Below are 21,206 nucleotides of genomic sequence, written 5' to 3'. Positions count from 1 at the left end.
TATTTTGGCCCCGGCTGCCCGGGGCCAAGGGTTTCAGGCTAGATCCAATTGTTCATGCACAAGCTGGAGGTCGCTGGGTTTATCGACATCAACACCCACTTCGGGGTACATACTGATCACAACCCGCCCTTTTATGCCCAAAAGGCGGGAAACCTTTTTCTGCGCTTCCTGCAGGGAGACGCTGTTCATTAAAAACTTGATCAGGAACATAAATCCCACCAGGCGGCACAACTTGAGCGGGCTCTTGCGCGCGGCCACCAGCTTCTGCCCCCTGGGCATACATTCTTCCACGATCTCGGGGTTGATCATAAAAATGTTTCCACCGGTGTAAACACCGTCCTTCAAGGTTACATAGGTTCGCTTGCTGCTGGAATATCTTTTTTCAATCACTTCCCGCGGGACGATGGGGTAGTACAGGTCCGCCTTTTCCCGGGCGCACTGGTTGATAAAATCTTCAATGGCCCGCCCGGTGATCAGGGGGATGTCCGATGTGACCAGCAGCACCTGCCGGGCTCCGGGAAGCTTTTTTAAACCCAACAGTACGTTTTCAGTAAGATCCTTACCGTGGTCCACCAGCACCACTCGCCCGTCTCCCTGGAAGTAGCCGGCCAATTTTTCCCGGGGCCCGACTATGGCGATCCGGTTGATACGATCGCACTCTTTAAGGGCTTCCACCACGTATTCCACCATCAGCTTGCCCCTGATTGTAATCAGGGCCTCGTAACTCGCCGTGCTGCACGAACGCAAGGGACCATTGTTGGGGCTGCCGGCAAGCACCAGAGCGTCAATCATATTTCACCTTGGCCTCCCCCATGGCATTTAAAAACAGTTGTTCCGCGGTTTCGATGTGTTCACGGGCCAGCGTGGAGGCCAGTTCCACGTTGCGTTCACTGATGGCCTCCACGATGCTCTTGTGTTCCTCCACAGCATGCTTGCCGCGCCCGGGTAAAGCAAGGGAGGTGGTGCGAAAACGCTGAAAATGCTCTTTCAGAAGGGTGATAATTTGCACCAGGCGCTGGTTCCGGCTGGCTTTATAAATTAATTCATGAAAGCTGGTATCCCTTTCCACCAGCGTATCCAGGTTCTGGCCGTTGCTTACCTCGTAAATCTGCAATACGGCCCGTTCCATCTCCTCCAGTTCCTCGGGCGTGGCCCTTTCCGCCGCCAGTCCCGCCGCCAGGGCTTCCAGTGCGGCCCGCACTTCAAACACGTCGACGATATCTTTAATCGAAATACCGGCCACGTAGGCCCCCTTGCGGGGGATCATCACCACGAACCCTTCCAGCTCCAATTTCCTGATGGCCTCCCGCACCGGGGTACGGCTGACGCCCATTTCTTCCGCCAGCTGGATTTCCATCAATCGCTCGCCCGGTTTTAACCGGCCCTGGATTATGGCCTCCCGTAACGTTTCAAACACAATCTCCCGCAGGGGTTTATAATTATCCAGTTTTATCGGCACTAACCTCGTATCGTCCAAGTTCCCCCGCCTCCTTAATTTTGCTTGACTTATTCTACCATTCTTTTGGCGTTTTCAGCAAGCCGCCTGTTTACTGAAGAAACTTCCTGCCGCCGGCAAACTCCGGCGCGGAATAAGACTGCGCAAAACCTCGACTATCCCGGCACGCGGCCGGGTAAGAAAGTTTACAGTTTTGCGCCTGAAAATTCGGTGACCAGCACCGTATAATTTTCTTTGTTGCTCAACTCTCCGGCGGCCGCCTGCGCGGACCGGTATTCGGGAAACAGGCCGAATACGGTTGGGCCGCTCCCGCTCATCAACACGCCCAGGGCGCCGGCTGCCGCCAGGTCTTTTTTAATTTCCCCGATCACCGGGTGCAGGGAAAGCGTTACCGCCTCCAGGACATTGCCCAGGCGGGAAATCACCCCGCCCACGTCCCCCCTGTGCACGGCTTCCAGCATCCCCCGGCAATCGGGCCGGTTCGGGCCGGCGATATCGTCGAATAAACGGTAGACCCCGGCCGTGCTTACTCCAAAGGGTGGTTTGACCAGCACTACACCGAGGGCGGGAAGATCGGGCAAGGGATAAATCACTTCACCCCGGCCCCGGGCCAGAGCCGTGCCGCCCCGCAGGCAAAAAGGAACGTCCGAACCGAGTTCGGCTCCCAGGGCGACCAGCTCATCCAGTTTCAGCCCCAGGCCCCAGAACTCGTTCAGCCCGCGCAGCACCGCCGCCGCATCCGCCGACCCCCCGGCCAGCCCGGCCGCCAGGGGGATGCGCTTGGTCAGCTTGATTCCGGCGCCGCCGCGGTAGCCCACCCGCCGGCGCAATAGCTCTGCGGCCCGAAAGGCCAGGTTTTCCGGGCCGGGGGGCAGGTCCGCCCCCTCGACGACAAGTTCAATTTCCGCAGCCGGGGTAATTTCCACCACGTCGTGCAGGGCCAGGGTCTGCATAATTGTCTCCAATTCGTGGTATCCATCGGGCCTGGTGCCCAGCACATCCAGCGCCAGGTTAATTTTGGCCCGGGCCTTGATTCGCATCATTCGACCCCCCGTTAATCTACTTTACCATGGTAAAATGATCCGGCGCTTTCTGGAGTGAGTGAAGCACTGAACGCGGTCCCTGGCCCGTCATAGCCCGAGAGCAGTGACCTCTTGGATAAAACATACCGGCGCCTTAAGTATATCCAAAAAATACCGTAGAGACAAGACCCGGCGGGCACCCCGGCAAACAACAATCATGATTTGATGTTACCGCACATATATTTAGGCTTAAAGGAGTGATGATATGGCCGCAGAAAAATTCGACCACACCGGCCAGCGCCTTACCATCAACACCGTGCAGCGCAGGTTGCGCCATTTCAACGGTGAGCGGTTGATGAAAGAATATCCGGTGGCGGTAGGCAAGCCCTCAACACCTACGCCTCCGGGTAGTTATAAAATTAAGAATAAGATCGTCAACCCCGGCGGGATCCTGGGCACCAGGTGGATGGGTCTGACCATCCCCGGCGGCAACTACGGCATTCACGGAACCAACAACCCCGCATCCATCGGCAACGCCGTTTCCCTCGGGTGTATCCGCATGCACAATCATGATATCGAGGAGCTATTTCCCCAGGTAGCCATCGGAACGCCGGTGGAAATTTTCGGCGGCTCCGGCGCCGATCCCGTAACGGGCGTTTACCAGAGCTCCCTGCCGGCCGGCGACGGTAATAAAACCTACACGGTGCAACCCGGAGACACCCTTTGGAATATCGCCCGGAAATTCAACACTACCCTGAACGCGCTGACCGCCGTCAACAACCTGGCCAACCCCGACCGGATTTACCCGGGACAGGTCATCATCATTCCCCGACCCCAAACGGAGGGTGAAAATTTTTGACCGAGATATTGTTGCAATCCCTGGCCGCGGGACTGGGTACCTGCCTGGGAGCGGGTATTGTAATACTGTTTGGGCGCATGGGCAATCGTACCCTGTCCCTGCTATTGGGATTTGCCTCGGGTATCATGGGGGCTGTGGTCATCGTGGACCTTTTGCCCTCTTCCCTTGGTTACGGGCAACCCGTCATTTGCCTGCTGGGGTTTGTTTCCGGTTTTCTCCTGGTAACAGGTATGGATTACGGGCTCAGCAGGCTGTTGCCCGGGAGCAAGTCGCACCAGCTTTACCGGCGCATGGGGTACCTGATCGTCCTGGGCATCGCCCTGCACGATTTGCCCGAAGGAATTGCCATCGCCGCGGGCTACTCGGCATCCACAATGCTGGGTCCGGTACTGGCCATGGCCATCGGCCTGCATAACATCCCGGAAGGCATGGCCACAGCCGCCCCTTTAAGGGCGGGCGGTATAAGCGGGGCCCGGGTGGTGGCCATCAATGCCCTGGTCAGCCTGGTCACACCACTAGGTACATTGATCGGTTTATATATCCTGAAGGCCTCCCCCGCACTGAACTCGCTGCTGCTGGCCCTGGCCGCCGGGGCCATGATTTATATCGTGATGGAAAAACTATTACCCGTTTCGCTGAGCAACCACGGTTTCTTTGCTCTTGCCGGAGCAACAGGCGGCTTTTTATTTATGTTGAAGCTTAATTCATTTTTTTAATAGCAGCCAGGCCCCCGACGCCATCAGCGCGGTGCCGGCCACCCGGTGCCAGCTGAACGGAACCCTTTCCAGGCCGAACAACCCCAGGTGATCCACCATCGCAGCCGTCAGCACTTGCCCCACAATAATGGCGGTGGTGGCCACCGCCACCCCCAGGCTGGGTATGCTGCGCACAACTCCATAGGTAATCAGCACTCCTAAAATTCCTCCGAGATACAAATACCAGGGGGCCTCGGCATACCGGTGCCAGTCCCCGTCCCCCGGGCGGAACACGAACAGCAACGAGCTTACCACCGCCAGTCCCACCAAATTGACAACAAAGGTCGTTTCCAAAAGACCGATGATTTTCCCCAACGCGGCGTTGAGCGAACCCTGCAGCGCCATGGTCACCCCGGAAAGGGCGGCGATCAACAGGGCCAGTACCTTGACGCTCATAGCATCCCCCTTTTGTTTTAGTGAGAACGCTCTTATTATTTGTATTTGGCGGAAACAAAAAACCGACCATATTATGATCGGCTCAATAATTCCCCGGTACCGCCCGCACGTTTTCAGTAGCGAACGTAAGGAGAGTACCCCAGGGAATTCAGCGTCCGGCGGATATAATCGCCGCTGATCACCGCCGCGTCATAGTCAACGTATACCGTTTGATCATTCAGGGATACTCTGACATCCCTTACCCCGTCCACCTGGATTAAATTATGCTCGATTTCCTTTTTCCCATCCTCGTCGCGCAAACCACCCACCCGTATGGTTTCACGGACGGCGTTTTGGGCTTCGCTCAAACCAAACACCTCCGGGAGGTTTTTATTTATCATGTCCCGAATTTCCATTCCAATACCTCCCCGGGCTTGGGAGGCGTCTCCTTTTTCTCCCGGGAATCCCGTTCCGGGGGGCTTTGCCCGGCGGGCGCGGTTTTGTTTTTTTGATCAAGGTTGATTTCCCGGTGCACCGGCCGGGTTCCACCACTACTTGAATCATTACCGGCCGGGTCGCCCGATCCCCGCCGGGGTTGACCGGCCGGCCCGCCTTGCCCACCCAGGCCGAACAACGGGCCCAGAAGCCCGATCAGTCCTGAAAGGTCCGGCTGCCCGCCTTTGCCCCGGCTTCCCCCCAACGCCCCCAGCAAACTCAACAGCATCGCCGGGTTAATGGGAGCTTGTTGTCCCCGGCTCATCATTCCGGCGGCCATTAAACCCAAAAGCGGAGTCAGCAGCGCCTGAATGTTGGCCGCGCCGGAATCCACCTGCTCAGTCCCGCCGCGACCCAGCACGTTAATCATACCCATCAGGTTAAGCAGGCTAAGCATAATCAACATACCGTCAAGATCCACTTTGTGTTCAGCCTGGTAATCCAATAAGCGAAACAACGCCTGTTCAATTTTCCCCTCATCGTCCCCGGGCAACATCTCTCACCCCTCTTTACCTAAAAATTCCACTTTGTCACAGAACGTTAAATTTTGACATAAGATATTTTATAGCATCACAAGCAAGTTGTTTTATGAAAGGAGGCTGTGATTTGAACGGTTTTTCAAAGTCTCAAGACCCTTTCAACATTTTTGTCATTTTAATTTTACTGGGACTGGGAGTACAGTTCCTGTACGCCGGTCGCCGCCCGTTTACCGGTGTAACGGGGAGCGCACCAAAATCGTCTCCTGCCGTGCCGGCGGATGCGCCGGCACCGGATGAACAACCGGAACCGGCAGCGGATCAAGAACCGGAAACGGTCCCAGCCGGGCAACTGCCGGAAGATGAACAAGAAGCGGGCCGAATTGGTGTCAGTATAGCCATGGAATTACCCCCGTCTCTGCTTCCGGCCGGTTTACCTGAAACCAGGGAAACGATTTCACCTTCCTTGAATAACTTAAAATGGGATTTCCCGGTGCAACCTTGATTTCGCTGCAAAAACCGGTACTTATATCCGGCGCTCCGGCGGTATCAATCGTTCGTTTCGCAATTTTGATTTAACTACAATAACACCATAATGGTAGGCGCTCCTGGATAGCTTATTTCACCTGGTTCTCCCCGGATTGCCTGGCTTTGGAACCGCCGAACATACCCATAAAGGGAACCAGTTCCTGGGGCGCAGGGGGGCGGCGTACGCCGCCCCCCTGCCCGCTGCCAGTGGCCCGTTTCTCCAGGAGGTTGATTATGCTCATGAGATTCACCATGCCCAGCAACACGAGAAATTTTTCATTGTCCAGCCCGTACTTGTTTTTTACCTCCAGAAAACCGGCCAGTATTTTTTCCGGGTTTTTATCACTTGCGGGCATTATATCGCCTCATCCCTTTAAATTAACCCGGGCACGGTGGGAATGGGGATACCGCCCGCCAGTTTCGACAATTCTTCCCGCACCATCTTTTTCGATTCCCGCATGCCCTCGTTAAATGCTTCAGCCGCCAGTTGGGCCAGCTGGGCCGGATCCTCCAGTAATTGGGGCTTGAAATATATCTGCACCACTTCCTGGTTGCCGTTCATGATAATCTGGACCGCCCCCTCCCCGGCGTTAACCTTCACCGTCATCTCACGCAACTGTTCCTGCAATTGTTTTACCATTTGCATTATATTGTCCATGTTGCCCATCATTGCCGTTTATTCCCCCTTTAAAATAGCGCTCTTATCAAATATATGTCGGAACCGGGAAAATAGTTTTCTTATCTCATAACAAATAATTCCTGCCGGGCAAACCTTAAAAGAGATGGTCGGGACAACCATCTCTTTTATCCACTGATCTGCCGGTTGGTTGATTATCCTCGGAGTGAACTCCTTAAAACGCCGGCTCAAAGAACTGGTTCTGCACCCTCAGGCACTCCAACTTGACGTTGTCAATGACCACTGCGCTGGTATTAAGCGCGTTGGGCTCAAAGTTGAAGCGAACCAGGGCTTCCCTTGCCTCCTCGGGGGCTATGGCATTAAGGCAGAAATTTTGGAAACCGTTGTCAGGTATCTGGGCTGTGCTCCAGCTTTCCGTTTCACCGGCGATGAAATTGCCAAGCTCATCGTAGAACAGCAATTCCACCGTCAGGGTGAAGGAAGCAGTGCCCCCCAGGACTTCCCTGAAGCCCGGTACCTCCCGGGCGTCAAAGCAAAGCCGGTACTGCCCCGTAGGCACGATCCTCGGCGTCTGCCGGTCTATAAACTGGAACAGGGAAGCGGGTTCATTGGGAATATTCCCCAATAAAGCGCCTTCATTATACCGGAGTACATTGCTGGCGCCCCAGAAAACGGGGGTGGTATTCGTGGCCCAGGCGTCAAAGGTACCGTCTTTAACCAGGTTGACCCCCCGCATACATTTACGGTCAAGCCGCGGGCAAACCTGCACAAAAATTTGCCTTTCTTCCACAACCTTGATCTGGAAAATCATTACCCCGGTTTGCTGCAGCCGGGAACCGCGTCTCAAATCCCAGCGCATGTCAATTTTCTTGTTATGCAGTTGCACGAAAACATCATCTTCATCTACAACGGGCTGTGCCACATCCAAGGTAACATCTTTGGAAAAGGGTATATCTTCTCCGAAATGTTTGACGTGATCATTCTTATCCACATAAAAAATTTGCTTGTGCAGTACGCCGTCGACCAATACTTTCTTTACGACCGGTTGCCGGTGCTCCGACCATTTCCAGCCGAAACGGTCCCAGCCCTCTTCTTCGATTACACTAATCCATCTATCCCCGTTCTCATGCAGAAATACCGGCCTGGCATTAAATTCATCCAGGCGGGCGTCGATGTGGTCGATTTTCTGGGCCAGTTCCGGCAACGTGGTGATATTGTCAACAACTACCTGTACTTCTTCTTCCGCCAGAACCACAGGTACCTTGATTTTAACGCATAAAACATTATCGGGCTCGCTGTAGAAATATTGGATGGGCATTCCATTAACCTCCTTTATAAACTTTTATGATTAACCCTTGGCGCCGCAGGGGATAATGATTACCTGGCCAACTCGCAGGTTTTCCGGGTTAACTCCGGGGTTTGCCTGCTGTATCGCCTGAACTGTAGTGCTGTATTTCTGGGCCAGTTTAAAGAACGTATCACCCGGCTTGACAACATAGTCGATAACGTCACCGGGTTTGCATTCCACTGCTTCTTCAGCAATCTCGGCGCACACTTCCCGGCGCATCGTCTCGGTTACCCGGACTCTCACCTTAATGACGGCCTCGACGTTCACGTCACAGTCCTCGGCCACGGCGTTGATGTATTCGACCGCGGGCTTGACGGTGACATCCATGCCCTCGACGGCGCCTTTAATTTCCACGAAGGTGCGGAAATTAAGCCGCTGGTGCATGGCGTGCACGGCCTGGTCGGGCTTCGCGGATACGTAGATGATTTTGATGTCCACGTATCCCCGGGTGATGACCTTGTTTTTAATGATTTTCTTTTCGGTGACCTTGGTCTCGTCGATGGATACATTGAGCACCTTTTCCGGGCAAGGTTTGGTGTCGGGGGTTTCAAAGCTTTCCCGTACCACCACCTGTGAGGTGCCCTCACCAATTAACTGTTCCACATTTAATTCGACTGTTTTAACCGTAGCTCCGGTACATTCGGTGACGACCTTGACCTCCCTGGGCTCGGTAACCCTGGCGTCCAGCTTAATCACACAATCCGCCCTGAAATACGGGTCACCCTGAATTTCGACATCGCAGTTTTCCACCATCGCGTCCACAACAACGTCCATATCCGGTTTTGCTCCCGGCACTTCGATATAGTCGGTAAATGTAATGGTGTGGTGCATATCATGCACGCTTTGTTCCGGCACCGCGCCGACGTACATGATCTGCAGGGTAACCTCGCCGTCCACGATCACCTTGTCCGCGACGATGCGCGAGTCGGTAATGGTGACAGTGGCGTCCACGTCCAGGACTTTTTCCGGTTCGGGTTTTTCCGGCGGGTTGTCAAACTGGTCGCTAACAATAACCTGGGACGTTTCCCGGCCCACCACGTCGTCAATATGGATGGTATCGTATTTGGCGTTTACTCCATCGGGCGCCTGTACGAGCACATCCACTTCCCTGGTTTCGGTCACCTTGGCGGAAACATCCAGCACTGCCGTTACGTCGAATTTCCGCGGGTCTTGTTTGCCGGGAGTCAATTTCACGTCTTCCACAACCACGTCTACTTTCACGTCCATGCCCGGCAAAGCGCCTTCGACATCTACATAAGCGGTAAAAGGAACTTGCCCGTGCATGTGGTGCACCGCCTGGTCGGGTTTAAAGGCCACGTAAACGACCTGCAGGTTAAGCATTCCATCAATTACTACTTTATCCGGTAAAAGACTTGTATTCTTTACCGTGGCCGTCTTTTCCGTGGAAATAATCTGGTCCACGTCCGGTTTGGGGTCGGGAACCGAGATGGTTCCGCGGACTACAGTCTGCTGGGAATTCTCGCTGACGACCTGGTTGACGGTAATCCTTTCTTTGACGGGTGCGTTTTGAGCAACCATAATACTTCCTCCTTTCAACAGATTTCTATAATAATATATGAGTGACTGTCTAAAATGTGCAGAACATATTTATTGCGGTCCGGGAGGTAAAAAAAGGAGGACTGTCCAAGTCCTCCTTTTTAATGGTTATTGTTCCATCAATACCAGCTGTTTATTTTACGAGCGAATAAACATTTGCACGAACATTTTACCGTACGGGCCGCCGTCAACCACACCGATGCCCACCTCGGTAAAGTTGCTGTTCAAGATATTGCGGCGGTGACCGCTGGAATTCATCAGGTTAACGTGAGCCATCCGCACACCGGGCGCGCCGGCCAGGTTTTCACCAGCGTAACTGTAACTGATACCGAACCGGCGCATCATGTCGAAAGGCGAGCCGTAGGTCGGCGATGTATGGCTGAAGTAACCGTTTTTAATCATATCCTGCGCTTTCAGCCTGGCTAATTTGACCAGATTGTAATTTATCGTCAACGGGCGCACCCCTGCTTTTAACCGTTCCTGGTTAACCAGTTGGAACATTTCCCGCTCGTCCGGCGTCAAATTATTAACGCCGGAATCAGAACCAGGATCAGGCTGGGACCGGGGATCCGGCTCGGGGTTGGAATCGGGACCTGGCGCCGGCCGGGGAGCCGGAACCGGGTTTGTATTCTGCTGCCCGCCGGCAAACATTTGTACGAAATACTTGCTGTAACCCCCGGCAACTATACCAATACCCACCCGGTCAAAATTGCCGTTCAGAATATTGGCCCGGTGGCCGGGAGAATTCATCAGCGCGCTGTGCGCCCGGCTTACCGAGGGAGCCATGGCCAGGTTCTCACCGGCGTAAACATACCGGATACCGGCGCTGCGCATCATATCGAAGGGTGATCCATAAGTGGGCGAATTATGACCGAAGTAATTTTTATCGACCATATCGCGGGCCTTTAAACGGGCCAGCTGCGTCAAAGAAGCATCCAACTGCAGCGGCTTTAAACCCCGCTGAACCCTTTCCCGGTTAACCAGTTCGAGCATTTCCCGCTCGTCCGCCGTCATTCCGGATACGGGTTGCGGTTCGGGACGGGGGTCGTACCCGGGTGACCTGTTGTCGCCGGTATCGCTGTTGTTATCCACCGCCGGGGTCTCGTCATCCTCCCGGGCTCCGCCTCCCAGGTCAACAAAAACTTCCACCACGTAGCAATAGCCGTTATTATCCTTAACCACCGCCACACCCACCCGGTCAAACCGGGGGTCCAAGATACGCGCTTTCAGGATGGCGTTACGCATCATCCGGTTATGCGCGGATGCGGCATCCCGGGACCGGGCGAGGTTTTCTTGAACTTCGCGATAGACCACCCCGGCTTCATTCAGCATGTCCTCCATGGTGCCATACGTGGACGAGCGGTGCGTCAGGTATCCCCTGGCGGCCAAATCCCGCCCCTTAAGCCTGGCCATGACCGTAAGCATATTATCGACTTCAAGCACATCTACGCCGGCTTGCCGTCTTTCCCCGTTAACCAGTTCAAGCAGACCGGCCTCTTCTGCTGTAAGCCTTACCTTTTCCAAACCGGCCACAGCCACGGGAACCCCCGTGGCCACCTCACCCTGCGGCACGGGGGCCGCTTGGGCTTCCCCGGCAGCGCCCGCTTCGGCCGAATTTTCAAGCGCCTCCGCCGGCTGCTCAACCGGCTGTCGACCCGGGTCCAACAACGCACCGGCCCCGGATCCGTCAACCGGTTCAGGCATGGCTTCACCGGCGGGAACCATTTCACCGGCCTGCAAACCTCCCTCTTGCAACACGGGGCCGCCGCCCGCCGGGGAACCCGTATCGCTGGCCAGCGCCAGTCCCGTCACCAGCATAGACGCAAGTAAAACTACCAGTACGGGAATCAATCCAAGCCACTTTGTCCGCAGTTGCAATCAGCTACACTCCTTCCCTCGATGTCATATGTGCCAAAACCTGAACTAATTTCAAATTTTGACAACACACCCGGCGCTGAACAGAAGATGCCTGTACAGCGTATGGATGCCTGGTAATAAAAATACCAAAAGAGAATCGCGCTGGCAATTTGGGAAAAATAAGACTCTTCACCATAAAATATGATACCGGTACAGTTTATGGTTATATATGCAGATTGTCTTAAAATCACTACCCCATGGGATATATAACCATATTGGCGGTAGAATTTGGTGGTACCGGACGCTGGAAAACAAAAAATGCCCGCAAGGGCATTGAGATGGTTTAAAAATTATCCCGGGGAATAAAGCACCGCTCCCATTCCTTCGGTCAGGGCCAGACAAGATAACTTTCCTTCCCGGTCATCAAAGAAGCAGGTTAAAATAAACAGGTTTCTTTTCAACCCTCTTTTAAAACGCTGCAACATCAACTCATCCAGGTTGCTCAACGTCTCCAGGGCCATATCGGGCCCCTTGATAATCAAGGTGTAACGCCCGTCGGCCTGTTTTAAAAAACGCAAACTACACCGGGGGTTGCCCTTTTTCTCCCGGGCCAATTTTTCGATCAGGCGCAAATAGCTTTTAGCCACTATCAGCGCATCTTCCTTGTTGGGTAGACGGGGGCCGATGGCCGGTATATCATTAAGAAAAGTTAAAGCCACATCATCAGTCTGGTAAACTATCACCTCAATTAACCTCCCCCGGCGGAGTTTTGCCACCTGTTACAATCAATAGACCAGGCAAAAAACTAAAATTCTACATCAAGCAAATTCAAAACATTGTGGATGCGGTTAAAAATACAGTGGTTCTCCGCACCGGCAAACAACAGACCCACCGCTTTATTCTCTTTGTCTAAAATCAATGATCCGCTATCCCCCGGCGCACACTCCAGGTCGGCAACAACCTGATCACTAAACCAGCCGGCTTCCTCATCGGAAAGTTCCACCTTTAAAGTTACACCCCTAGCGGTTATTTCCCCGGAAGTAACTCCACTGGTCCGGCCGCTTTTTTGTACCACCATGCCCTCCCGGATTTCACCCACACCGGAGACTTTGCCCAGCTCAATGACATCATCGGCGATTAAGCCGGGATTTAGCGGCCTTGCCACAGCGCAATCAACCATATTGGTAAAACGGCTGTACTTATAAAATCTCAATTCGTACGAAGGACGCAACAGCTTTAAAAACCTGTTGCCGGCAGCGGCAACCCCCATCGCGACCGGGCAGTCGGCTTGTTGTGATTCCCTGATCAGGGGAATAAACCTCAGCAATTCAGCAATTTGGTCGTTCCTGGTACCGCCGTCATAAACGCCGGGTTGTGATACTATATTGAACCCGGCCGCAGCCGGTTTTCAGGACAATTGTTTTTGGACCACCGGTGATAAATGATAAAGAATTACCAGCCTGATTTTCTTGCGGGCCATGTCGGCCAGCTGATCCCGGCTGAAAACCAAATCCAGCCCGTATTTTTCGGCCACTGTATCGTTTATCACCTCACCCTCTTCCAGAACAATTATTTTTTTAACATACTTCTCCAGGAAAACCCTGTCGATGTCGCCGGCGCTCAACAGCTCCAGCTTCATGTTGTTGATCCTCTCAATGTCTTGCGCCACCCTCCGTGCACCAGTCATATCCGCCTGCAGTTTGCTTAACCGGCCCGCCAGCAGGTTGATTTCTTTTTGCAATAACGAGTTGGTTTCAAGAAACAATTCCTCGGAAATAATCCCTCTAATTTTATCCAGGTAGACCGCTTGCAACTGGTTCTTTTTGGAGGCTATTTCACCTTCCAGTTTTTTTAATTTTTCCGCTGTGTCGTCAATGGAAGCAGCATTCCTTTTGTATTTTTCAACTAACTGGCTATGAAATGAAACGCCTTCGGCCATGGTTTGCACGTCCCGGATGATGTGTTGGACCAGTTTTTCTTCCGTGACATAATGACTGGTACAGCCGCTACGCCCGTGTTTATTGTATTTTCCGCAGACGTAAACCGCCGGCCGCCCCCGCTTTTTTCGATAGACATGATATGTACCGCAGGCCGCGCAGGCGATAAAACCCGTGAACAGGTGCGGCTGACCGGCAGCACTCTTCTTGCGTGCCCCTCCTTCCAGCCACCGCTTCACCCGCACCCGCTGGGCCAAATCCCAGGTTTCCCTGCTGATGATCGCCTCGTGCGTGCCCGGCACCATTATCCATTTTTCGCTGGCGGTTCGCCTGGTTTTCCGGGATTTAAACGAAATTTTTTCGCTTACCCCCTGCACACTGTCCCCGCAGTAAACCCGGCTGGTGATGATCCGCCGGATATGCTGCTCGTTCCACCGGTCGGATTGGGGCTTTTTCGCGTAACCTTTATCCTGGCTGGGTGTGGGGACGCCCAGGCCCTGAACATAATTCGCCAGCGCCCGGTACCCCCAACCCCTGATGTATAGTTCAAATATCTTCCGGATAATTTCCCGGTAACGTTCATCCACCACCAGCTTATTTTTTTCAGTGGACGATTTCCGGTAACCGAAAGGAGGCCGCCCCAAAAACTCGCCATTCTGCATCTTCTTTTTCAGGTTGTACCGCACCTTTTTGGAAATATCCCGGGCATAATGTTCGTTCACCCAGGTCCTGATGCCGATGATCTCATCATCATCCCGAAAGCTGTCATAGTTGTCTGCCAGGGCAATCAACCGGACATTCCTTTCCGCCAGGAAATCAAGAAAAGTCAGCGTTTCCCCGTTATTCCGCCCCAGCCTGGACAGGTCCTTGACCACCACGATTCCTATGACACCGTTGTTGATGTCATTGACCAGTTCCACCAGCCCCGGGCGGTCAAAATAGACCCCCGATATATCATTATCAACGTAAATTTTATAGCGATGCCAGCCGTTTCCCAACACGTAACCAACCAGCAAATCACACTGGGTTTCCAGGCTTTCATCCCGCTCGCCGTTTTCATTCACGCTGAGCCGGGCGTATATGGCCACCATTGTTGTTTCGTTGCCGGGATTTAGATCAATATTCAACCCAACCCCTCCAAATGGATTTACTTCCTTTTCACCCCTGTAATTTGCCCTGCCCGGCCACCCAGGGTGTTTTTCAACTTCCGGTACATCAGGAAAACCAGCATATCGCTGATTTTCTTTTCCCCGGCCAGCACCGCAATGTGCCCTTGCCCCTCCAGAACCTGTACCCGCTTGCCTTCCGTCCTCATGCTCTTACACCTCCTGTCATAACAATATGCGTTTACAATATTTGAAATATGTTGTCCAACCACAACTTTACAATTGGCGTTGGTCGCTAGTCACAAATAACACAAAACCCCCGGGAAACCCGGAGGTTAGATAACTATAACATATTTTGGATTTGGCTTAAGGTTATTGATTTTGGCAGTTGTGAACCACAACTGTTTAGAACGTAGTGATCACCCTCATATCTTCGGCTTTCCTTGTTGAATGAATAGTGTGGAGCACACGCCCTGACTAATTCTGCAGTACTTAGGCTCTTTTTTGTTGCGGTCTTTGAAGCCGGCCAGTTTGCTTTACCCCGCCATGTGAAAAGTTTGGGTGCTTGTTTCGGCTGGCGATATTCTTTTTCCTTTCGTTTTTCCGCTTTTTCCGCCTCCCGGGCTGCCTGCCTGCCCCTCTTCCTTTCCCGGGCGATTTCATCCCGGGCCGCCAATGCCCAAGTGATTTCTTCCGCAGCCACACCGAGGAGGGCAGAGATATGTTCCTGTTTAACACGGATTCGGCGAAGCGCAGCGCGGATGGATTCTTCTCCGACATCCATCCATCGCGCCATCACGCGAACGGAAAGTGCAGGATCGAGCCGAAGGAGGCACACCACTGTTCGTATTGTCTCCCCCTGCTTCCTGGTTTTGCCATTATTTTTTGTGTTCCCTATTTCGTTTGTTGTGAGCATACGGGTGTTATGTCCACCTCCTTCCCAAGCTGAACCAATATAAGGTTAGTTATTTGCTAACCATTGTACATTATTTTTAACAACGTGGCAACAGGATTTGTTTTTTCTTTGTATAAAATTTATATAATCATTAAATAAAGCTAAGTAATAGGGGATTATTAACTATGCGTATTGGAACATTTTGTAAAATATTGCGTAATGCCGACAATTTAACACTTCGCAAATTTGCCGCTTTCACCCACTTACCTCACTCGTCTATTGCGGCTCTTGAGAGTGGCTGGTTGCCTCCTGCAGGAAACACTGTTACTGCCCTGTTAGATTATCTCTCTTATAACGAACCCCAAAAATTTCATACTTTGGCCCAATATGTTGGTATTTGCTTTTTAAAGGAGTATGCTTTTCGATTGTACGCAGACAACCCTTTTTGCCCAATATCATGGTGCTCTGTAGGAGTACTAAAAGCTTTTCTGGATTCAAAATACACATCTGAAAATTCCTTATGGCCAGTTAATTTTGCTTCTTATATACTTCCAGAAAATCTACTTCCCTCAATCAACGACTCAAAAAGAGAAAATGATTTTATAGTGTATTCCTACCTATGGACACTTATCAGCAACGATATTTTAAAGTATTCAATGCTTACCACCGAAACAAAGTTTAAGATACTGGTATGGCTAGTAAAGGACATGAGTTTCCTTAAACCCGAAGAAACATACCCTAATCGTTTAACTCAACCTCCCCAGAGGATAAAAAAAATTTTGGATACTCTTCCTCCACGACTTGCTCATGTTGCCAGAACGTTTGATCACTTTTTACACTTAATAGCGCAAGATCCACCAAATAGAGTTCCGAATTCTTTAAGTTCTTTGGACATAATTTTATTACTATGTGAAAGGGTAGAATTAAATCCTCTTAATCCCGGTGAAATAACAGCTTATTTAACCTCACACACAAAAAAATCCAAAAAGGTGGTATGTTTCTACCCTCCCCCGGTAAGCATACCTGAGGTGTTTTATGAAGAACCATTTTTGAAGATTGAGGAAACATCAACATAGTTGCCCTTTATACAGTAGATTCCTTCGGTCTTACACCCTTTTGTGCGACAAACTGAAACGAGTCGTTGTAGTTTTTGCAAATTTTCACGCGTTGCAGAACCATAAACTCTTTCAGCTAGAACTGTAGCTGGCACAACTTTATATTGGCGCACCAAATCTACTACTTGATCAATTTTTGTCCTATTATTCACAGAAAACCCTCCTGAAAACTTTGTGGGCCCGGTACTTACTGGGCCCACAAGCAATTCACTTTATTTTTTAAATACGGCATAGTTGTGGAATTACTGGCCGAGCTTCGCGGGTAAAAACCCGGGCTGCTTTCTATGTCTTAAAGTTGTTTCACTCTTATTGTGTTGTTAACCGGGTTATATTCGATAGTCGCCCCAAGAAATTCACTGATAGCTCTTAGGGGAAGGTAAACATTATTACCCTCCACAATAACATCGAGGGTATTATCTGCCAATCTTGGATCTGTGAGAACCTCACCATTTAGCTTGTTAACCACCAGGGTAAAAGTTCTTGCCCCTTCTTTATATTGGTATAGCATAGCAACGCTCGTAATTCTATGCGGTATATTATCGCCTTGCGGGGTCCAGGTAGCCAGACCACCAAAATCACTATATGCACTAACATCAAGAAAATTATTGAAACAACCGAGGTCAACATACACTTGAGATTCTTTCATTTTGACAAGGCTTTCATGAACTTCAACGCCATTTGGCATGACTATCTTTGGAATTTTATCGCCGGCTATAGCTGGAGTTGTAAACAGGTGCATAACCACCATTAATAAAACAAGCATTAAACCTTTTTTCATTATGAAAATCCCCTTTCTGATATGGTATTAGGCCGGGTTAAACCCGGCCCTTATATATGGATTGACTCGCTTGTTATTGTGCCAGGCTGTTCACGCCCGTATCGTTAACCAATAGCTGCCCTGTTACGGTTCCAGAATCAGAACCGGTCCCGTACCGGGTAACGTAATACGTATTCCCTTCCGAGTCTGTTTTCTTCTCCCTGTACTTATACTTGAATTCCACCGTATAACTGGCCGTTATGGTGTAGTTTTTGGGCTTTTCGGCCATCAGCCTACGCTCAATCAGGGAATAAATCTTGGCCCCGTCCATGGCCCAGTCTTCCTGAAACTCCACCTTGGCCTCGTGCCCGCCGGGGGTCATGTTTATGGTTTTCGTGCCAACCGGGCCGTAGGGTGTGCCGAAGGTGAAATTCGGGTTCTTTTTGGGATACGTCAGTTTCGCGCTTGTAATTTCCCACGAATCCAAACTGCCCCGTGGCGGTGTGGGGGCCGGTGGTTTAAGGGTGGCCGTTACCCAGTCGGTCCACTTGGCGGTATTTACCGGCCTTGATTTACTTCTATCCTGGCTTACGGCCTGGAAGGTTAAACTGCCCGGTCCTGACTGCTGGGGTGGTTGTTTTACGAATACGGTTATTTGAACCGTATTATCTTCCTCTGTGGTTTCCTGGTATACGTTCGGCAGAGGCGGTGTGTCAATTACGCCTTTCAATACCGTTTGGCCAGATTCGGGAGCAGTCCAGGTGAATGTGTATGTTTTGACATCGCCCGGCGCGAAGTTGTCGCTGGTTACTGGCTGTCCGTTTTTCTTCAGTGTGGCTCGGTACTGGCCGTTGAACGCGCCAATGGGGACGTTTTCCACCGGTGTGGTGCCGAAATATTTAAATTTAACCGTGCCGGTATATGTCTTTCCAGGTTCGGCTTCGCCCGGCACACCGGGGTCAATGTTGGAGGCCACCAGGTTTATTTCTGTTTTGGGTATCCCGTACCAGGTGATTTTCACCGGCATGTACCAGCGCCAGCCCTGGGCCATCTGGGAAAAGTCCCGGTCGGTCATGCCCAGTTCTTTTCTGGTCTCGGGGTCTTTCAGGTCCAACGCTCTATTTGTATTTGTGGGTGACAGGTTCAGTTTGAATTGTGTAGTTACCCTGCCCCGGGCCAGGTCCTCGCCGTCTTTGGCTTTACCGGCGGAATAGTTGTTTGAGTAGTATTGCATGTAGTTACGATGGTATTCGTCCCACGTCTTTCCTTTACCGGGCAGCGCCAGCACAAAGTCTTTGGCCGCGTTGGCGGGAGTATTGAAATCATCCGGAGTAACATTATGAGTTATTTCCACCCGGGTCAGGGTGTATTTGTTCAGCAGTTCGTTTGCCGTGTAGTCGAATGTCGGGGTTTTGTCCTGGCCCGGTTCGTCCCGGCCCGGAATCCCATCGGTGTTCTGCCACTCGCCGTTGCTGTGCTGCCAGATGTCAAAGCTGCCGGCCCCGATTTGCACCTTTACCACCTGCTCCTGTTCGGCGGCAAAAGCGGCAGCCGCCCCCAATGGAACGGCTGCGATTAGCACCAGCACTGCCAGCAGCAGGTGGATTAATTTGTTTTTCAGCATTTATTTTGCACCCCCGTACATGGGATTTTTGATGGCCAGGATTTGGTCATAGGCCAATATCATAATATGGCTTATTTTTGTTATGTCGGCAGGCGACAGCCCCCGGTCCGCGCCATCATAGTAAACGTTATAGCCGTGGGTAAAGGGATTTATATTGTACTCGGTAAGAGGATTTGCCCTTCCCCTGGCCACCATATTACCCTCGGCCAGGATAATGGGCAGTGGAGATAAGGCACCAACATCCTTTTGTGCATACTTAATATACACCTTGTCCTTTGTAACATTCATGTCTAAAACTACAGTATCACTCCCCAGTTTAATGCCATTGGGTTTCAGGTCAGCCACAGTTACTTCCTGTATTTTCACACCAGGCACATCAAAATTACGGGGAAACCCATCGACCACACCACCAGTGTTATATTTGCTTTTATCCAGGGGCACCCCGGCGAAGGGCTTGGCGTTTTTGAATATCTCGTCAATACTGCCGGTTGCCGGCACCTGTCCGATATAGCTTAACACTGTGCTGATGTCCGGCTTCTCCGCGCCTTTGGGGTAGCACAGCACCACATTGGGGAGTTTCGGATCCCAATCAACGGTGTAACCCAGGGCCTCGGCCACCCACCGGGCGGGCAGGTAAGTACGTCCCTGCCTCGCCAGCGGGGACACGTCCATGGTGGTGGCTTTGCCGTTGCTCTTGAGCTGTTTGCTGCTCACGGACAGTTCAACCGCCGGGAAGCCGGGCGCGTCCAGCGTAACCCTGGGACTTTTCCATCCGATGTGTTCGTCGGTAACGCCCAGGGCGTTGGACAGGTAGCGCACCGGCACGAAGGTACGGCCACTTTCAATGAACGGCTTGGCGTCCATCTTTGTGCCGGGGGTTTGACCGTTGACGAAATACTGGTCAAGGCCGAGCACGAACACGACGCTTTTCACCAGGTTCTTTTGCTGGTCATATACCTCCACCCGCTCTTGTTCCTGGGCGCTGGCACCTGCTGTTATAAAAGGCAGGTTAATAGTGAGCATGGCCAGGAATAATATACACGAAAAAAACATTAATAATCGCTTCATAAGCTTTTTTACCTCCTTCAAATGGATTTGCAATTCTTGACAATACCGAATTCGGAATATATTATTTACTTAGACACACATGCCGCTGACGCGGCACCAGCAGAAGGATGAAAATTATTACCCGTCGAATTTTTCCTTTACGGCTGGCGAAGGGAGGTCGTGTTTCCTTGGTGCTGCGAGCCCGTGACTTAGACAGATCCCAACGACCAGGTGCACCACAGATTGTTGCCCCTTTATGGTGAGCACGCAGGATAGAATAACCCCAAATGGTTGTTGCACCAGCCCTTCAAAATCACCACCGTAGAAAGGGATAGCAAGTGGAAGTTGTCTACACCCATTGCTGTGGCCTTGACGTTCATAAAAAGACCGTCGTGGCCTGCATCATCACTCCTGAGGGAAAAGAGATTCGCACATTTTCAACGATGACGGACGACCTCATTTCAATGGTAGACTGGATTAAAAACAAAGGCTGCACTCATGTAGCAATGGAAAGCACCGGATCTTTTTGGAAGCCTATTTATAACCTGCTGGAACTGGAGGAGATCCAGACTCTGGTAGTAAACGCCAAGCATATGAAGAATGTTCCTGGACGCAAAACCGATGTTAAAGATGCGGAATGGATTGCTGGTTTGCTTCGACATGGTCTTTTACAAGGCAGCTATATTCCTTCCCGCGATCAAAGGGAACTTCGGGAACTCATTCGCTACCGCCGGAGCCTTATTGAAGAGAGGGCTCGGGAAATCAACCGCATTCAAAAGGTTCTTGAAGGAGCCAATATTAAATTGTCCTCTGTAGCAAGTAACGTACTTGGCAAATCTGGGCGCGCCATGATTGAAGCGATGATTGCCGGTGAAGAGGATCCGGAAATCTTATCTGAACTCGCCCAGCGCAGGCTGAAAAGCAAGAAAGCGGACTTGCAGCGAGCCCTTAATGGTTTGATAGGACCCCACCAAAAACTAATGCTGAAAACTCAACTACGGCATATCGACTTTCTTGATGCTGAGATTAAAAGACTGGACGAAGAGATTAAAGAGCGTATGCTCCCTTTTGAGGAAGACCTGGAGTTGTTGGACACGATTCCCGGGGTGGGGCGGCGCACGTCCGAGCAAATCTTGGCCGAAACAGGAACTAATATGAACCAATTCCCCTCCGCTGCTCATTTATGTTCATGGGCAGGAGTATCTCCAGGTAATAATGAAAGCGCCGGAAAAAGAAAGTCGGGACGAACGCGCAAGGGTAACCAAAAACTAAGAAGCGCGCTGGTGGAAGCAGCTAGGGCTGCAGCCCGAACTAAGAACACCTATTTGTCCAGTCAGTATCACCGCATTGCCGCAAGGCG

At 51.7% G+C, this 21,206-nt stretch carries 25 protein-coding genes; 5 read left to right on the top strand and 20 right to left on the bottom strand.

The features are described from left to right. Nucleotides 1-33: 33 nt before the first annotated feature. The 3 genes from IT084_RS06755 to ispE all read right to left on the bottom strand — a co-directional run bounded on the left by IT084_RS06755 (nt 34) and on the right by ispE (nt 2,499). Nucleotides 34-792: a nucleotidyltransferase family protein gene (locus IT084_RS06755; RefSeq protein WP_195712096.1), complete on the bottom strand. Its 759-nt coding sequence runs from the start codon at nt 790-792 to the stop codon at nt 34-36. Next, entirely contained in the window at nt 785-1,477 is a 693-nt protein-coding gene (locus IT084_RS06750; protein WP_195712095.1) for a GntR family transcriptional regulator, read from the bottom strand. Before IT084_RS06750 ends, IT084_RS06755 begins: the two co-directional genes overlap by 8 nt. Before the next feature lie 164 nt (nt 1,478-1,641). Then, nucleotides 1,642-2,499, bottom strand: coding sequence for a 4-(cytidine 5'-diphospho)-2-C-methyl-D-erythritol kinase (gene ispE, locus IT084_RS06745; RefSeq protein ID WP_195712094.1), 858 nt, complete (start codon nt 2,497-2,499; stop codon nt 1,642-1,644). A gap of 244 nt (nt 2,500-2,743) precedes the next feature. Between ispE and IT084_RS06740 the strand changes: the two genes are divergently transcribed. Both IT084_RS06740 and IT084_RS06735 read left to right on the top strand, forming a co-directional pair. Beyond that, the gene (locus IT084_RS06740) at nt 2,744-3,337 is read left to right on the top strand and encodes a L,D-transpeptidase family protein (protein ID WP_195712093.1); all 594 of its coding nucleotides are present in this window, start codon (nt 2,744-2,746) and stop codon (nt 3,335-3,337) included. After that, on the top strand, nt 3,334-4,053 hold the full coding sequence (locus IT084_RS06735; protein WP_195712092.1) for a ZIP family metal transporter: 720 nt from the start codon (nt 3,334-3,336) through the stop codon (nt 4,051-4,053). Before IT084_RS06740 ends, IT084_RS06735 begins: the two co-directional genes overlap by 4 nt. Here the strand turns inward: IT084_RS06735 and IT084_RS06730 are convergent. From IT084_RS06730 to IT084_RS06720, 3 genes are all read right to left on the bottom strand, one after another. Further along, nucleotides 4,042-4,488, bottom strand: a complete 447-nt coding sequence (locus IT084_RS06730) for a DMT family transporter (protein ID WP_195712091.1) — start codon at nt 4,486-4,488, stop codon at nt 4,042-4,044. The two genes, IT084_RS06735 and IT084_RS06730, sit on opposite strands and share 12 nt — an antisense overlap. Before the next feature lie 113 nt (nt 4,489-4,601). Further along, entirely contained in the window at nt 4,602-4,883 is a 282-nt protein-coding gene (locus IT084_RS06725; RefSeq protein ID WP_243276817.1) for a heavy-metal-associated domain-containing protein, read from the bottom strand. Beyond that, nucleotides 4,865-5,458 (bottom strand): hypothetical protein, encoded by a 594-nt coding sequence (locus tag IT084_RS06720; protein ID WP_195712090.1) that lies wholly within the window; start codon nt 5,456-5,458, stop codon nt 4,865-4,867. The genes IT084_RS06725 and IT084_RS06720 overlap by 19 nt, the downstream gene beginning before the upstream one ends. 110 nt (nt 5,459-5,568) lie before the next feature. Between IT084_RS06720 and IT084_RS06715 the strand changes: the two genes are divergently transcribed. Continuing rightward, a complete protein-coding gene (locus IT084_RS06715; protein ID WP_195712089.1) occupies nt 5,569-5,943 on the top strand; it encodes a hypothetical protein in 375 nt (124 codons plus the stop codon). Nucleotides 5,944-6,055: 112 nt separating this feature from the next. Here IT084_RS06715 and IT084_RS06710 read toward each other — a convergent pair whose 3' ends face one another. The 10 genes from IT084_RS06710 to IT084_RS06665 all read right to left on the bottom strand — a co-directional run bounded on the left by IT084_RS06710 (nt 6,056) and on the right by IT084_RS06665 (nt 15,192). Further along, nucleotides 6,056-6,322: a hypothetical protein gene (locus tag IT084_RS06710; RefSeq protein ID WP_195712088.1), complete on the bottom strand. Its 267-nt coding sequence runs from the start codon at nt 6,320-6,322 to the stop codon at nt 6,056-6,058. A 17-nt stretch (nt 6,323-6,339) separates the two neighbouring features. Next, a complete protein-coding gene (locus IT084_RS06705) occupies nt 6,340-6,636 on the bottom strand; it encodes a YbaB/EbfC family nucleoid-associated protein (RefSeq protein WP_195712087.1) in 297 nt (98 codons plus the stop codon). A 181-nt stretch (nt 6,637-6,817) separates the two neighbouring features. Beyond that, nucleotides 6,818-7,921: a DUF3794 domain-containing protein gene (locus IT084_RS06700; RefSeq protein ID WP_195712086.1), complete on the bottom strand. Its 1,104-nt coding sequence runs from the start codon at nt 7,919-7,921 to the stop codon at nt 6,818-6,820. 30 nt (nt 7,922-7,951) lie between these two features. Beyond that, nucleotides 7,952-9,490, bottom strand: coding sequence for an SPOCS domain-containing protein (locus IT084_RS06695; protein ID WP_195712085.1), 1,539 nt, complete (start codon nt 9,488-9,490; stop codon nt 7,952-7,954). A 156-nt stretch (nt 9,491-9,646) separates the two neighbouring features. Continuing rightward, nucleotides 9,647-11,386: a CAP domain-containing protein gene (locus IT084_RS06690; protein ID WP_195712084.1), complete on the bottom strand. Its 1,740-nt coding sequence runs from the start codon at nt 11,384-11,386 to the stop codon at nt 9,647-9,649. Between the two features lie 329 nt (nt 11,387-11,715). Beyond that, nucleotides 11,716-12,108, bottom strand: a complete 393-nt coding sequence (locus IT084_RS06685) for a hypothetical protein (RefSeq protein ID WP_195712083.1) — start codon at nt 12,106-12,108, stop codon at nt 11,716-11,718. Nucleotides 12,109-12,170: 62 nt separating this feature from the next. Beyond that, nucleotides 12,171-12,692 (bottom strand): hypothetical protein, encoded by a 522-nt coding sequence (locus tag IT084_RS06680; protein WP_195712082.1) that lies wholly within the window; start codon nt 12,690-12,692, stop codon nt 12,171-12,173. An 81-nt stretch (nt 12,693-12,773) separates the two neighbouring features. After that, nucleotides 12,774-14,429, bottom strand: coding sequence for a recombinase family protein (locus IT084_RS06675; RefSeq protein ID WP_195712081.1), 1,656 nt, complete (start codon nt 14,427-14,429; stop codon nt 12,774-12,776). 20 nt (nt 14,430-14,449) lie between these two features. Then, nucleotides 14,450-14,617: a hypothetical protein gene (locus IT084_RS06670; protein WP_195712080.1), complete on the bottom strand. Its 168-nt coding sequence runs from the start codon at nt 14,615-14,617 to the stop codon at nt 14,450-14,452. A gap of 134 nt (nt 14,618-14,751) precedes the next feature. Further along, nucleotides 14,752-15,192 (bottom strand): hypothetical protein, encoded by a 441-nt coding sequence (locus IT084_RS06665; protein ID WP_195712079.1) that lies wholly within the window; start codon nt 15,190-15,192, stop codon nt 14,752-14,754. Between the two features lie 296 nt (nt 15,193-15,488). Here IT084_RS06665 and IT084_RS06660 point away from each other — a divergent pair, with 296 nt between their 5' ends. Then, nucleotides 15,489-16,379, top strand: coding sequence for a helix-turn-helix transcriptional regulator (locus tag IT084_RS06660; protein WP_195712078.1), 891 nt, complete (start codon nt 15,489-15,491; stop codon nt 16,377-16,379). Here the strand turns inward: IT084_RS06660 and IT084_RS06655 are convergent. The 4 genes from IT084_RS06655 to IT084_RS06640 all read right to left on the bottom strand — a co-directional run bounded on the left by IT084_RS06655 (nt 16,337) and on the right by IT084_RS06640 (nt 19,867). Further along, complete coding sequence (locus IT084_RS06655) at nt 16,337-16,570, bottom strand: hypothetical protein (RefSeq protein ID WP_195712077.1); 234 nt, start codon at nt 16,568-16,570, stop codon at nt 16,337-16,339. The two genes, IT084_RS06660 and IT084_RS06655, sit on opposite strands and share 43 nt — an antisense overlap. Before the next feature lie 137 nt (nt 16,571-16,707). Beyond that, the gene (locus IT084_RS06650) at nt 16,708-17,196 is read right to left on the bottom strand and encodes a stalk domain-containing protein (protein WP_195712076.1); all 489 of its coding nucleotides are present in this window, start codon (nt 17,194-17,196) and stop codon (nt 16,708-16,710) included. Nucleotides 17,197-17,269: 73 nt separating this feature from the next. Further along, the gene (locus IT084_RS06645; protein WP_195712075.1) at nt 17,270-18,799 is read right to left on the bottom strand and encodes a hypothetical protein; all 1,530 of its coding nucleotides are present in this window, start codon (nt 18,797-18,799) and stop codon (nt 17,270-17,272) included. Beyond that, nucleotides 18,800-19,867 carry a stalk domain-containing protein gene (locus IT084_RS06640; protein WP_243276815.1) on the bottom strand — a complete coding sequence of 356 codons (1,068 nt, stop codon included), beginning with the start codon at nt 19,865-19,867 and terminating at the stop codon, nt 18,800-18,802. A gap of 317 nt (nt 19,868-20,184) precedes the next feature. Between IT084_RS06640 and IT084_RS06635 the strand changes: the two genes are divergently transcribed. Then, nucleotides 20,185-21,206 (top strand): IS110 family transposase (locus IT084_RS06635; protein ID WP_195712074.1); only part of this gene is annotated, 1,022 nt, incomplete at its 3' end.

It is taken from the genome of Desulfallas sp. Bu1-1, from assembly GCF_015594625.1.
In the GTDB taxonomy this organism is placed as follows: Bacteria; Bacillota; Desulfotomaculia; order Desulfotomaculales; family Desulfallaceae; genus JADNRQ01.
This window is presented reverse-complemented; position numbering and strand designations above follow the sequence as displayed.